Source organism: Pandoraea soli (assembly GCF_902459595.1).
Classification (GTDB): Bacteria; Pseudomonadota; Gammaproteobacteria; order Burkholderiales; family Burkholderiaceae; genus Pandoraea; species Pandoraea cepalis.
The window spans coordinates 883,783-896,384 of sequence record NZ_CABPSG010000001.1 but is presented as its reverse complement, the minus strand read 5'-3'; the positions used below and the strand labels follow the sequence as shown (position 1 = coordinate 896,384).

Genomic DNA, 12,602 nt, shown 5'->3' with positions numbered 1-12,602 from the left:
GTAAGGTAATCGCTATCGCCGGCGCGGCAAATGCCGACCGGCCGGACGGTTTTCCAAGCACGGGGAGTTATTGTGAGTGTGCATCGTATCGTTGTGGTCGGCGGCGGCGCCGGCGGTCTGGAGCTTGTCACCCGACTGGGCGACAAGTACGGGCGTGGCAAGGACGTTCAGGTGACGCTGGTCGACCGATCCTTGTCGCACATCTGGAAGCCGCTGTTGCATGAGGTCGCTGCCGGTGTCATGGACACCGCAACGCATCAACTCTCTTATGTCGCTCAGGCCAACTGGCATCGTTTCGAGTTCGCGGCGGGCGAAATGATCGGACTGGATCGCGCGAACCGGACGATCCGGCTGGCGGCGGTGCCTGCGGCCGCCGACGAAGGCGAGGGCGATTTGCTGCCCGAGCGCACGTTGGCGTATGACACGCTTGTGCTCGCCATCGGCAGCACGACCAACTTCTTCGGGGTGGCCGGCGCTCAGGAAAATACCATCGCACTCGATACCGTCGAGCAGGCCGAGCGCTTCCGTCGTCGGCTGATGGCCGCCTGCGTGCGCGCGCAGAACGAAGCCGAAGCGCCGTCGCCGAGCACGCTGGCGGCGCCGGTCGCGCAAGGCGATCATGACGTGCCGCCCGATACGGCGGTTGCGCCCGCCCCCAAGGCCGAAGGCCGCCCCAAGGTCAACCTCGTCATCGTGGGCGCCGGTGCGACCGGGGTCGAACTGTCGGCGGAGCTGCGCAACACGGCGGAAGTGTTGCGCTCCTACGGGTTGAAGCTCGATCCGCGCAAGGACGTGCGCATCACCATCATCGAATCGAGTCCTCGCATTCTGAAGGCGCTGCCGGAGCGTGTATCGGGAGCGGTGGCCGGGTTGCTGGGCAAGCTCGACGTCGACATCCTGTGTGGCGATTCGGTCGCCGAGGTGCGCAAGAATGAAGTCACGACGACCGGGGGCCGTGTGCTGCCGGCCGACATCACGGTCTGGTCGGCGGGCATTACGGCGCCGCCGGTGCTGGGACAACTGGGGCTTGCCGTCAATCGTCTGAACCAGATCGAAGTGTTGCCGACGCTGCAAAGCAAGTCGGATCCGGATATCTTCGCGTTCGGCGACTGCGCGAGTTGCGAATGGCCGGAGCACGGCTTCGTGCCGCCGCGCGCGCAAGCGGCGCACCAGCAGGCGAGCTTCCTGGTCAAGGCAATCGACGCCCGGCTCAACGGGCAAAGCCTGCCGACGTTCACTTATCGCGATTTCGGTTCGCTCGTCTCGTTGGGCAAGTTCAGCGCGGTGGGCAATCTGATGGGCGGGCTCATCGGCGGCAGCATGTTCATCGAAGGGCTGTTTGCGCGGGTGATGTATACGTCGCTCTATCGCATGCACGTGGCGGCGTTGCATGGGGTCTGGCGCATGATGCTCGATACCGTTGCCAATCGCCTTCGTCGTTCGACCGTGCCGCGCGTGAAGCTGCACTGACGCTGCGCTGACGCTGGGTTGACGTTTTGCCGCTGGTCAGAGGCCGCACGGGTTCGCGGCCTGACCGGGTGTCAGGCGGCCTGCGCTGTGGCGGCGGGTACCCGTTTCGGAGGGTTCCGATCGCCGTCGCGCCGGCGTCCGAGTGCAAGCGCATCTTCACTCTAGTAAGATCCCAACGTCCGGCCCCGGGGCGGTGGCGCATCCCGACGTTTCCGTTGGTGGTCTCCCCGGCATGCCTTTACTGACGTGTTTCCCTGGAGTACGACATGTCGCAAGCGGATCTGGATAGTCTTGTGCCCGAAGTGGCGCCGAGCAACCGGCGCAATTTTCTGAAGACCGCCGTCGGGTCGGCGTTTGCGCTGGCCGTGCTGCCGGTGGCGGCCGAAACCATCACGACCGACACGCAAGGGCTGGACGCGGGCGAAACCCTGCTCGACGTGCCCGGCATCAAAATGCCGGTCTACTACGCGAAGCCCGCGGGCAAGACGCATCTACCGACCATCGTCGTGGTCTCCGAGATCTTCGGCGTGCATCAGCATATTGCCGATATCTGCCGACGTTTCGCCAAACTCGGGTATCTGGCGGTCGCGCCGGAATTGTTTGCGCGCGCGGGCGATCCGCAGTCGCTGGGCACGATTGCCGAGATTCAGTCGCAGATCGTCGCCAAGACACCGGACGAACAGGTGATGCGCGACATCGACGCAACGCTCAAGTGGGCGCTGGCCAATGGCGGAGACGAGAAGCGTATCGCCATTACCGGCTTCTGCTGGGGCGGACGCATCGCCTGGCTTTACGACGCACACAATCCCAAGGTGAAGGCGGCGGTGGCCTGGTACGGGCGCATCGTCGGTGACAGGAGTCCCGATTTCCCGAGCCAGCCGATCGACATCGCGGGCAAGCTGCACGGACCGCTGCTCGGCCTATACGGTGGCAAGGACCAGGGCATTCCCGTGACAAGCGTGGAACAGGCACGCGAGGCCCTTGCGCGGGGCGATGCGGCGTCGAGAGCCTCGAAGCTGAAAATATTTCCGAATTCGGGGCATGCCTTCTTCGCGGATTACCGGTCGAGCTATGTCGAAGCCGACGCGAAGGAAGGTTGGACATTGGCATTGGACTGGTTGCACAAGCACGGCGTGGCGTGAGCCGCCGATGTTGCGGGCCGGCTGGCGGGGGCATTGAGCCCATCGGTGGGGCGGTACGCCACTGTGCTTCGCGAGCCGACGGTTTGCCTGTCACGGGAAAAGCTGGTTAAATCGCCGCCTTGCCTGCGGGAGAATCACCATCGACGCCATCTTTCTATTCATCGTTATCGCCACACTGGCTTCCGGCGTGCTGAGCCTTGTCGGCGCCGCGTCGCTGTCACTCGGCCTGCTCTCGAAGCTCATCGACAAGATGGTCAGCTTTTCGGCGGGCGTGCTGCTTGGCACGGCGTTGCTGCACCTGCTGCCGGAAAGCCTCGAGTCGCATGTCGATGCACACGTCATCACCGGTTGGCTGCTGGGCGGCTTGCTGGGTTTCTTCCTTCTGGAGAAGCTGGCGCTGCTGCGCCATAGCCATCATCACGAGGGCGACGGGCATCACCATGAGCACGGGCACGACGCCCATGAAGCAGGCAAGGGCGGCTGGATGATTCTGGTCGGCAGCGCGATTCACAACTTCGCCGATGGCGTCGTGATCGCGGCGGCGTTCCTCACCGATCCACGCCTCGGGCTTGCGGCAACGGTGTCGATTACGGTCCACGAGGTGGCGCACAAGCTGGGCGACTTCATGGTGCTGCTCAACGCCGGTTTCCCGCGCCGCAAGGCGCTGGTGCTGACACTGGCCTCGAGTCTGACGGCGCTGGCCGGCGGTGTGCTCGGTTACTTCATGCTAGACCGTCTTCAGAGCCTGATCCCGTACTTGTTGGCGCTGGCGGCAAGCAGCTTCATCTATATCGCCGTATCGGACCTGATGCCGCAGATGCAACGCCGCACGTCGCCGCGCGACGCGCTGCCCCAGATCTTGCTGATCGCGGTGGGACTGGCGCTGGTGGTGTGGCTCAACGGCCACGATCACGAGCACGCCCATGGTCGCGACCATGACGCCCCCAGCAGCGCTCTGGCGATGTCGTTGGCAGGTGCCAGCGGGGCTTACGGCTGGGCGCCGGTGGCGACCGGACGACGCTTGTCCGCGCACCACTCGCTCCACGACCCCGCATAGAGGCTGGCCCCATGAAGGCCCGCGACCTCCATCGCCAGCAGATTGTGGCAAGCCGTCACACCTGAGCCGCATTGCGAGATGACGCGCTCAGGCAGGCGGTCCTTGCCGATGACTTGCGCGAACGCTTCGCGCAGGGCGGCGGCGGGTTTGAAGCGCCCATCCGGGCCGAGGTTGTCCTTGAAGAAGTGATTGACCGCGCCGGGAATGTGGCCGCCGATCGGATCGAGGGTTTCGTTCTCGCCGCGATACCGATCCGGTGACCGTGCGTCGACGACCAGGCGCTCGTGCGACGTCAGGTTGCGCTCGATGGCCGCCGCGTCGGCAGTGGTGGCGAGCGGCTCGCCTGCGGTGAAATCACCCGGTGGCGGCGCTTCGGGCGGGGCGGCGTCGAGCGTGAGGCCAGCCGCTTCCCAGGCCTGCAGGCCGCCGTCGAGCACGGCAACCGACTCGTGGCCGAGCCAGCGCAGCAGCCACCACAGGCGGGCGGCATAGACGCCGCCTTGCGCGTCGTAGGCCACCACTTGCTGGCCCTTCGACAATCCGCACGCGGCAAGTTGGCGGGCGAGCGTGTCGCGCTCGGGCAGCGGATGGCGACCGTTCTTGCCTGTCGTCTTTCCCGACAGGTCGCGTTCGAGGTGGGCGTAGAAGGCGCCGAAGAGGTGGCCGTCGACGTACGCCGTTTCGCCGGCCGTCGGATTCGCGAGATCGAATCGGCAATCGAAGAGGATCACCGGGGCACCGCCGTCGGCGGCGGTTTGCATCAGCGCGTCAAGATTTTGCGGGCTGATGAGCGTGGTGAAGTGCGTGTGAATCATGGCGTCTCCGCAGGCGGGCGTGGGGGAACGGGCAGCGGGAACCGCCCGGCATCAGGCCGTGGCCGACGGTCGGCGCAGTGCGGTCATGCCGCTCGCCACAATGAGCAGCATGCCGATCCAGCCGGCCAGCGCGGGCCAATCGTCCCAGACAAGCATGCTGATCAGTGTAGCGAAGATTACGCCGGAATATTGCAGATTCGCAGTGACGAGGGTGTTGCCCAAACTGAAGGCGCGGGTGAGTGCCGTTTGGGCGATGAGCGCCGCGATGCCGACCCCGAGCATGAGGCCGGCGCTGCGCCAGGTCAGTGGATGCATGCCGTCGATGGCGACCCAGCCGAGGCCCAGCAGTACTCCGCCCAGCGAGAAATAGAAGACGATGCGCCAATCGGGTTCGCCCGCTGCGCCAAGGTCCTTGACCTGCATGTACGCGATGGCCGAGAACACGCCCGAGACGACGCCCGCCACGCCGGCGATCCACGCTTGGCTGTCGATGGTCGGCTGCAGCAACAGGGCGACGCCGACGAAGCCTGCAAAGATCGCGGCGACCAGACGGAAGTCAGCCCGCAGGCTGCCGCGCATGGCCGCCGTCGCCATCACGATCAGGGAGATCCAGATCGGCGACATGTAATTGAGGGTCATCGCCGTGGAAAGCGGCAGTTGCGTCAGGGAGTAGAACCACAGGCCGAGAGAGATGACGCCGGCAGTACTGCGTTTGACGTGGGCGCCGAAGTGACGCGTTCGAATCGAGTGACCGCGTGCACGCGCCAACACCAGCAAAACGACGACACCGATAAGGCTGCGGTAGAGGATGATTTCGCCGGTGTTGTATTCGTTTGCCGCCAGCTTGATGAATAGCCCCATCAACGTGAACATGAAGGCGGAGACCAACATCCAAAGCGATTGCATGGCGAATGGGGGCCGATTGACGGCGAAGAAGCGAGCTGAGGCGCTGTGAACCGAGCGCGGGCGACGCGTGCGGCGGATGGAGTGCCCGCGCGGTCATGTCGAGAACGTTGCGACGATTCTAACGAAAACGGCGGGCCGATGGCCCGCCGTTCTTCGAAATTTCGGCAAATATTTAATTCAGTCTCGCGGGCGCCACATCGGCCGCTCGGCGGTGTCTGCGTCTTGCACTTTCACCGTCTCAACCCGTGAGACGCGCTCGTGCGCCAGCGTTCAGAAGTCGCCCATCTGGCGGCGCAAGAACTCATGGAAGTGCTGCATGCCGTCTTCCATCGGGCTTTGATACGGACCGACTTCCGACACGCCGCGCTCGAACAATGCACGGCGGCCGGCATCCATGCGCTCGGCGATCTCGTCGTCTTCGCGGGCGGTTTCCATATAGGCAGCCCGCTCGGCCTCGATGAATTCGCGTTCGAAGAGCGCGATTTCCTCGGGGTAATAGAATTCGACGATGTTCGTCGTTTTCTGCGGTCCGCGCGGAATCAGCCACGACACCACCAGCACGTGCGGGTACCACTCGATCATCAGATGCGGGTAGTACACCATCCAGATCGCGCCGAAGTCCGGCGGCACGCCTTCGCGGTACCGCATCAGCACGTCGTGCCACTGTCGATAGATCGGGCTGCCCGGCTTGGCGAGACCTTCGTGCACGCCGACCGTCTGAACGCTATACCAGTCGCCGAACTCCCAGCTCAGGTCTTCGCAGGAAACGAAGCTGCCCAGCCCGGGATGGAACGGCACGACGTGATAGTCCTCGAGATAGACCTCGATGAACGTCTTCCAGTTGTAATTGCATTCATGCACTTCGACGTGATCGAACATGAAGTTCGAAAAGTCGAGATGATGCTTGACGCCCAGGCGGGCAAGATCGGTCTGGACGTTGCGGCCCTGCGCTTCGAACAGCAGTCCGTTCCAGCGTTGCAGCGGGAACTTGTCGAGGTTCAGGCAGGGCTTTTCCGGGAAATGCGGCGCGCCGAGCAGTTCGCCCTTCGTGTCGTAAGTCCAGCGATGGAGCGGACACACGATATTGCGTGCATTGCCACGGCCACCCAGCATGATGGCCTGACGATGACGGCAGACGTTCGAGAGCAGTTCAATGCCGCCATGCGGGCCCGCGCCATTGCGCACCAGCATGCGACCTTCCTGTTCGGCAGGCAGCGCAAAATAGTCGCCGGCGTCGGGCACCATCAGCTCGTGGCCTACGTAACGAGGGCCATGTTCGAAGAGGACTTCACGTTCGCGGGCGAGGAGCGCCTCGTCGAAATACGTGTAGACCGGCAGTTGGCTCGAGGCCGGTTTGAGTTGCAAAGCGCTGCTCAGATTGGACATTCCCACTCCCGACTAGCTTGAAAGCAGTGAACAACCCAACCATCGAAAAATCGATTTAGGGGAACCGAGAATTATACCTTGTCTGTGGTGCTGAGGGCCGCTAAGTCCATGATTTGCGTTAAATAATGTCCGAAAATTGTCAGTGCGATCGGTTTTGAGGCAATTTACGCTCTGCGAGCTGATGCGCTTTTGCCGTAAAATGGAACATTCGATCCGAATTTTGCGTTTATGGCCAAGACTGCAAAGTCGCAAGACGCGGCACCCGACGTGCCGCAGGACCTGCCCGAGACCTATGAGGCTGCGCTCGCCGAGCTGGAAAAGCTCGTGGGGCGTATGGAAGGCGGTGAGCTGGGGCTCGAGGAGTCGCTTGGCGCCTACCGGCGCGGTGCCGCGCTGGTGAAATACTGCCAGGGCCTGCTCGAGAAGGTGGAGCAGCAGGTCAAGGTGCTCGAAGGCGAGACGCTCAAGCCGCTCGAGCCCGCGCGCGAAGCGTTCTGAGCGGCGCCGGGCGATACGGCAAGGCGACCTGCGACACGCGACACATGAGTGAAAGCGTTCCAACGCGGCGCGACTCAATAACACGCACGGCCCAACGGGCACGTGCAGGATGAAGACGATGGCGGATCAGAATATCAAGGCCTGGATGCAGGCAGTGCAGGCCCGTGTGGAACAATCGCTCGACGCCGCGCTGCCCAAGGCCGCCGAAGGCGGCTCGGCACGACTCAATGAATCGATGCGTTACGCCGTGCTCGGCGGCGGCAAGCGCGTGCGCCCGCTGTTGTGCTTTGCCGCTGGCGAGGTGACCCAGGCGAGCGAGACGGCCCTGGATCGTGCCGCGTGCGCCGTGGAAATGATCCACGCCTATTCGCTGGTGCACGACGATCTGCCGTGCATGGACGACGACGATCTGCGCCGCGGCAAGCCGACGGTGCATGTGCAATACGACGAAGCGACCGGTCTGCTCGCGGGAGATGCGCTGCAAACGCAAGCGTTTGTGCTGCTCGGCGAAGCTACGGGCGACCTGAGCGCCGCACAGTCGCTCGCGCTGGTGCGCGAGCTGGCGCTGGCCTCGGGCGCGTTGGGCATGGCCGGAGGGCAGGCGATCGATCTGGAGAGTGTCGGCATCAAGCTCAACCAGTCGCAATTGGAAAATATGCATCGACTAAAGACGGGAGCGTTGTTGCGTGCGTCGCTGCGCATGGGCGCCATCTGCGGCCGCGCATTGTCGGACGATGAAACGCGCGCGTTGGACGCCTATGCGGCGGCCGTCGGCCTGGCCTTCCAGGTTGTGGACGACATTCTCGACACCACGGCCGATTCGGCCACGCTTGGCAAGACGGCCGGCAAGGACGCGGCCAACGACAAGCCGACCTACGTATCGCTGATGGGCCTCGACGGCGCGCGCGGATACGCGGAGAAGCTGCGTGCCGATGCCCACACGGCGAGTGCGACGCTCGGCAATGCGGATCGGCTGCGTGCCTTGGCCGATTACGTGGTCGATCGCATCAACTGACCGGCGAATCGCCGGACAGGCAAGTTTCGAGGCGGCCCCATGTAGCAAAGGATCGCGTGATCCGGGGGGCGGTTTGCAGTAGAAACAGGCAAGGGGCAATGAGGGTCGGCGCGGATCTCCCCACAGAACGCACCGGCAGGAGATCGGAACCGGCTCGCCAGGCAGGGCTGCCCGATCAGAACGCCTACATATGGAATGACGATGTACGAACTGCTAAATACCATCGATGACCCGGCCGCATTGCGGCGTTTGGAGCGTCGCCAACTTGCACCGTTGGCCGAAGAGCTGCGTGCCTTCGTGCTCGAGAGCGTGTCGCGCACGGGCGGTCACCTGTCGTCCAATCTCGGTACGGTCGAGCTGACGATTGCACTGCACTATGTGTTCAACACGCCGGAGGATCGCATTGTCTGGGACGTGGGGCACCAGAGCTATCCGCACAAGATCCTGACCGGTCGTCGCGACGCCATGGCTTCGCTGCGTCAGCTCGGCGGTATTTCGGGCTTCCCGAAGCGCGATGAATCGCCGTATGACACGTTCGGCACCGCGCATTCGAGCACGTCGATTTCGGCGGCGCTGGGCATGGCGCTTGGTGCGCGCACGAAGGGCGAGCATCGTTTCGGCATCGCGGTGATCGGCGATGGCGCCATGACCGCCGGTATGGCGTTCGAGGCGATGAACAATGCGGGGGTGCATGAAGACGTGCCGCTGCTGGTCATCCTCAACGACAACGACATGTCGATCTCGCCGCCGGTCGGTGCGCTCAATCGCTATCTTGCCCGCCTGATGTCGGGCCGCTTCTACGCCGCGGCGAAGAAGGGCGTGGAGAAGGTGCTGAGCGTGGCGCCGCCGGTGCTAGAGCTGGCGCGCAAGCTCGAAGAACATGCCAAGGGCATGGTCGTACCGGCGACGATGTTCGAAGAGTTCGGCTTCAACTACATCGGCCCGATCGACGGTCATGACCTCGACTCGCTGATTCCGACGCTCGAGAACATCAAGAATCTGAAGGGGCCGCAATTCCTGCACGTGGTCACGCGCAAGGGGTACGGCTACAAGTTGGCCGAAGCCGATCCGGTGCTGTATCACGGTCCGGGCAAGTTCAACCCGGCCGAAGGGATCAAGCCGAGCACGAGCAGCAAGAAGACCTACACGCAAGTGTTTGGCGACTGGCTATGCGATATGGCCGAAGCCGACAAGCGTGTCGTGGGGATCACCCCGGCCATGCGCGAAGGCTCGGGCATGGTCGAGTTTGAGAAGCGCTTCCCGACGCGTTACTACGACGTGGGCATTGCCGAACAACACGCCGTGACGTTCGCCGGCGGTATGGCGACCGAGGGTCTCAAGCCCGTGGTTGCGATCTACTCGACGTTCCTGCAGCGTGGTTACGATCAACTGATTCACGACGTTGCGCTGCAAAACCTGCCGGTCGTATTCGCGCTCGACCGGTCGGGCCTGGTCGGTGCAGACGGTGCAACGCACGCGGGCGCATACGACATCGCCTATTTGCGCTGCATTCCGAATATGGTCGTAATGGCGCCGTCGGACGAGAACGAATGCCGTCAGATGCTTTATACCGGTGTGCAGATCGACGGCCCCTCGGCCGTGCGTTATCCGCGCGGCGCAGGCACGGGCGCGGCGATCGAATCGACGATGACCGCACTGCCGATCGGCAAGGGCGTCGTGCGACGTGAAGGGCAAGCCGAGGCCGGACGTCGCGTGGCGATTCTCGCGTTCGGCAGCATGGTAGCGCCGGCGCTTGCCGCTGCCTTGGAACTCGACGCCACTGTCGCCGACATGCGCTTCGTCAAACCGATCGACGAGGCACTGATCGCACGACTGGCGCAAACTCACGACTATCTGGTCACGGTGGAAGAGGGCAGCATCATGGGGGGGGCGGGGTCGGCCGTGGCGGAATCCCTGCTTGCCGGTGGGGAGATTCGGCCTGTACTACAATTGGGCCTGCCCGATCGCTTCATCGATCATGGCGACCCGGCGTTGCTGCTGGCCGCCGTGGGGCTCGATGCGGCGGGTATCGCGAAGTCGATCCGTGCCCGCTTCGATCTGCCCGCCCTGTCGGCGTCGCAGGCCGCTGGAAAGGTCACGACGAAGCTCGTCGCCTGAGCGGCCGGTAGTCCTGGACCTCCGAACGATCCGGCTTGCATGCCGGATCGTTTTGTTTTGAATCGCCCTTTCCCGATACCGTGCCGGCGTCTCCGGCGCGATTCCGATGACAATTGTCAGCGGCTGGCGAGCCAGGCGTCGGATACGTTTGCCCATTGCCTCCCCCAGTCGGCTTGCCGGCAAAGAAGGAAGAATTAGATGAATCAGATGAACCCCGCTTTTGTCATGCCCGACGTGCAGAGTGCCGTCGATACCCGGCAGATCCCGATTCAGCGCGTGGGTGTGCGCGGTGTGCGTCATCCGCTGTCGGTGCGTTTGGCCGATGGGGATGCGCAGGCCACCGTGGGCTTGTTCAATCTCGACGTGCATCTGCCTGCCGATCAGAAGGGCACGCATATGTCGCGCTTCGTGGCGTTGCTCGACGCGCATCGCGCGCCGCTCGACGTGGCGGGTTTTCGCGCCATGCTCGAAAGCATGCTGGAAAAACTCGAAGCCGACGCCGGCCGAATTGAGGTGACGTTTCCGTACTTCATCAACAAGACGGCGCCGGTCTCGGGCGTGCAAAGCTTGCTGGACTACGAAGTGACGCTCACCGGCGACGTACGCAACGGCCAGACGCGCGTGTGGCTCAAGGTGCTCGTGCCGGTCACGAGCCTTTGCCCATGCTCGAAGAAGATCTCGCAGTACGGCGCGCACAATCAGCGCTCGCACATCACGATCGACGCCGAAATCGACGGCGATATCGCCGTCGAGGAACTGGTGCGCATGGCGGAGGAGGAGGCGTCCTGCGAGTTGTGGGGGCTGCTCAAGCGTCCGGATGAGAAGTACGTCACCGAGCGGGCGTATGAGAACCCGAAGTTCGTCGAGGATCTGGTGCGCGACGTGGCAACGCGTCTTAACAATGAGCCGCGCGTCGTGGCCTACACGCTTCAGGCGGAGAATTTCGAGTCGATCCATAATCACAGCGCTTACGCCGTGATCGAACGCGACAAGCGCAGGGTGGCTTGATCTTGCTGCGCCTCGCGCGACGCATGCAATAAAAAACCGCTCCTCGGAGCGGTTTTTTATTGGGCGTTTGCCGAGTGATGCGTTAGACGCCGCGGACGATGTCGGCCAGGTCCCAGCGCGGGCGGACCGTGTAGGCGTATTCGGTGTCCGCTTCGTCTGGCCAGTACTTGAGCCGCATGGCGCCGGCGAAGGCGATCATGGCGCCGTTATCCGTGCAGAAAGCCAGGTCCGGATAGTGCACGCGATAGCCTCGACGGCGAGCGGCTTCATTGAGTCCTTCGCGAAGCTGGGTGTTGGCGCCCACGCCCCCCGCCACGACCAGCGTTTTCATGCCTGTCTGCTTGAGCGCGGCCATCGACTTGGCGACGAGCACGTCGACGATGGCGTCGACGAAGCCTCGCGCGAGATCCGCCTTTTCCTGGTCGCAGACGTTGCCGCCGAGATTGCGCACCTGCGTGAGCACGGCGGTTTTCAATCCGCTGAAACTGAAGTCGAGGTTGCCCGAGTGCTTCATCGGACGCGGCAAGTCGTAACGTCCCGGCGTACCGAACTCGGCCAGGCGCGAGATGGCCGGCCCGCCCGGGTAGCCGAGCCCCAGCAGTTTGGCGGTCTTGTCGAAGGCCTCGCCGGCGGCGTCGTCCAGTGTCTCGCCGAGCATGGCGTACTGGCCGAAGGCGCGAACTTCCATCAACTGCGTGTGGCCGCCAGAAACCAACAAGGCGACGAACGGGAAATCGGGGGCATCCGGTGCGAGCAGCGGGGAGAGCAGATGACCCTCCAGATGGTGCACGCCCACGACCGGACGCCCGAGCGCAAAGGCGAGGGCGTTCGCGACGCTGGCACCCACCAGCAGCGCCCCGGCGAGTCCGGGGCCTTGCGTGTAAGCGATCGCGTCGACCGCGCTGAGCGGCTTGCCCGCTTGTGCGAGCACGGCTTCTGCCAGGGGCAGCGCGCGGCGGATGTGGTCGCGCGACGCCAGTTCGGGCACCACGCCGCCGTATTCGCGGTGCATGGCAATCTGCGAATGCAGCGCGTGCGAAAGCAGGCCGGCCTCGGTGTCGTAAAGGGCGAGCCCGGTTTCGTCGCAGGAGCTTTCAATGCCTAAAACCAGCATGGCGGAAGGGGAGGCGCGCGGCGTCGAGATAAAGAGATAACCGAGAAGTATACCAGTCGACCCTAACCCCTGC

The 12,602-nt window shown here is 63.8% G+C and carries 11 protein-coding genes; 7 read left to right on the top strand and 4 right to left on the bottom strand.

All coding sequences use genetic code 11. The features are described 5' to 3' along the window. Nucleotides 1-78 precede the first annotated feature (78 nt). The 3 genes from PSO31014_RS03860 (at nucleotide 79) to PSO31014_RS03850 (ending at nucleotide 3,669) form a co-directional block, all read left to right on the top strand. Complete coding sequence (locus PSO31014_RS03860; RefSeq protein WP_150550357.1) at nucleotides 79-1,470, top strand: NAD(P)/FAD-dependent oxidoreductase; 1,392 nt, start codon at nucleotides 79-81, stop codon at nucleotides 1,468-1,470. Nucleotides 1,471-1,736: 266 nt separating this feature from the next. After that, nucleotides 1,737-2,612: a dienelactone hydrolase family protein gene (locus tag PSO31014_RS03855; RefSeq protein ID WP_150550356.1), complete on the top strand. Its 876-nt coding sequence runs from the start codon at nucleotides 1,737-1,739 to the stop codon at nucleotides 2,610-2,612. A gap of 139 nt (nucleotides 2,613-2,751) precedes the next feature. Continuing rightward, nucleotides 2,752-3,669 (top strand): ZIP family metal transporter, encoded by a 918-nt coding sequence (locus PSO31014_RS03850; RefSeq protein ID WP_425494845.1) that lies wholly within the window; start codon nucleotides 2,752-2,754, stop codon nucleotides 3,667-3,669. Here PSO31014_RS03850 and PSO31014_RS03845 read toward each other — a convergent pair. The 3 genes from PSO31014_RS03845 to PSO31014_RS03835 form a co-directional block, all read right to left on the bottom strand. Further along, complete coding sequence (locus PSO31014_RS03845) at nucleotides 3,600-4,484, bottom strand: sulfurtransferase (protein ID WP_150550354.1); 885 nt, start codon at nucleotides 4,482-4,484, stop codon at nucleotides 3,600-3,602. The two genes, PSO31014_RS03850 and PSO31014_RS03845, sit on opposite strands and share 70 nt — an antisense overlap. 51 nt (nucleotides 4,485-4,535) lie before the next feature. Next, the gene (locus PSO31014_RS03840) at nucleotides 4,536-5,390 is read right to left on the bottom strand and encodes a DMT family transporter (RefSeq protein ID WP_150550353.1); all 855 of its coding nucleotides are present in this window, start codon (nucleotides 5,388-5,390) and stop codon (nucleotides 4,536-4,538) included. Nucleotides 5,391-5,660: 270 nt separating this feature from the next. After that, on the bottom strand, nucleotides 5,661-6,776 hold the full coding sequence (locus PSO31014_RS03835; protein ID WP_150550352.1) for an aromatic ring-hydroxylating oxygenase subunit alpha: 1,116 nt from the start codon (nucleotides 6,774-6,776) through the stop codon (nucleotides 5,661-5,663). Nucleotides 6,777-7,004: 228 nt separating this feature from the next. On the opposite strand from PSO31014_RS03835, the gene PSO31014_RS03830 reads away from it, so the two are divergent. The 4 genes from PSO31014_RS03830 (at nucleotide 7,005) to folE2 (ending at nucleotide 11,415) form a co-directional block, all read left to right on the top strand. Continuing rightward, nucleotides 7,005-7,274: an exodeoxyribonuclease VII small subunit gene (locus PSO31014_RS03830; RefSeq protein ID WP_150550351.1), complete on the top strand. Its 270-nt coding sequence runs from the start codon at nucleotides 7,005-7,007 to the stop codon at nucleotides 7,272-7,274. A gap of 109 nt (nucleotides 7,275-7,383) precedes the next feature. Continuing rightward, nucleotides 7,384-8,289 (top strand): polyprenyl synthetase family protein, encoded by a 906-nt coding sequence (locus tag PSO31014_RS03825; protein ID WP_150550350.1) that lies wholly within the window; start codon nucleotides 7,384-7,386, stop codon nucleotides 8,287-8,289. 201 nt (nucleotides 8,290-8,490) lie between these two features. Then, complete coding sequence (dxs, locus tag PSO31014_RS03820) at nucleotides 8,491-10,407, top strand: 1-deoxy-D-xylulose-5-phosphate synthase (protein ID WP_150550349.1); 1,917 nt, start codon at nucleotides 8,491-8,493, stop codon at nucleotides 10,405-10,407. A 198-nt stretch (nucleotides 10,408-10,605) separates the two neighbouring features. Next, nucleotides 10,606-11,415: a GTP cyclohydrolase FolE2 gene (gene folE2, locus PSO31014_RS03815; protein WP_150550348.1), complete on the top strand. Its 810-nt coding sequence runs from the start codon at nucleotides 10,606-10,608 to the stop codon at nucleotides 11,413-11,415. A gap of 82 nt (nucleotides 11,416-11,497) precedes the next feature. On the opposite strand, the gene tsaD is transcribed toward folE2, so the two are convergent. Continuing rightward, nucleotides 11,498-12,529, bottom strand: coding sequence for a tRNA (adenosine(37)-N6)-threonylcarbamoyltransferase complex transferase subunit TsaD (gene tsaD / locus PSO31014_RS03810; RefSeq protein ID WP_150550347.1), 1,032 nt, complete (start codon nucleotides 12,527-12,529; stop codon nucleotides 11,498-11,500). Nucleotides 12,530-12,602 lie beyond the last annotated feature (73 nt).

What these genes read in the sequence shown, in the direction of transcription:
- tsaD (WP_150550347.1), bottom strand. Translation starts at nt 12,529, where the DNA reads ATGCTGGTTTTAGGCATTGAAAGCTCCTGCGACGAAACCGGGCTCGCC.
- PSO31014_RS03855 (WP_150550356.1), top strand. Translation starts at nt 1,737, where the DNA reads ATGTCGCAAGCGGATCTGGATAGTCTTGTGCCCGAAGTGGCGCCGAGC.
- PSO31014_RS03845 (WP_150550354.1), bottom strand. Translation starts at nt 4,484, where the DNA reads ATGATTCACACGCACTTCACCACGCTCATCAGCCCGCAAAATCTTGAC.
- PSO31014_RS03830 (WP_150550351.1), top strand. Translation starts at nt 7,005, where the DNA reads ATGGCCAAGACTGCAAAGTCGCAAGACGCGGCACCCGACGTGCCGCAG.
- folE2 (WP_150550348.1), top strand. Translation starts at nt 10,606, where the DNA reads ATGAATCAGATGAACCCCGCTTTTGTCATGCCCGACGTGCAGAGTGCC.
- PSO31014_RS03835 (WP_150550352.1), bottom strand. Translation starts at nt 6,776, where the DNA reads ATGTCCAATCTGAGCAGCGCTTTGCAACTCAAACCGGCCTCGAGCCAA.
- dxs (WP_150550349.1), top strand. Translation starts at nt 8,491, where the DNA reads ATGTACGAACTGCTAAATACCATCGATGACCCGGCCGCATTGCGGCGT.
- PSO31014_RS03840 (WP_150550353.1), bottom strand. Translation starts at nt 5,390, where the DNA reads ATGCAATCGCTTTGGATGTTGGTCTCCGCCTTCATGTTCACGTTGATG.
- PSO31014_RS03825 (WP_150550350.1), top strand. Translation starts at nt 7,384, where the DNA reads ATGAAGACGATGGCGGATCAGAATATCAAGGCCTGGATGCAGGCAGTG.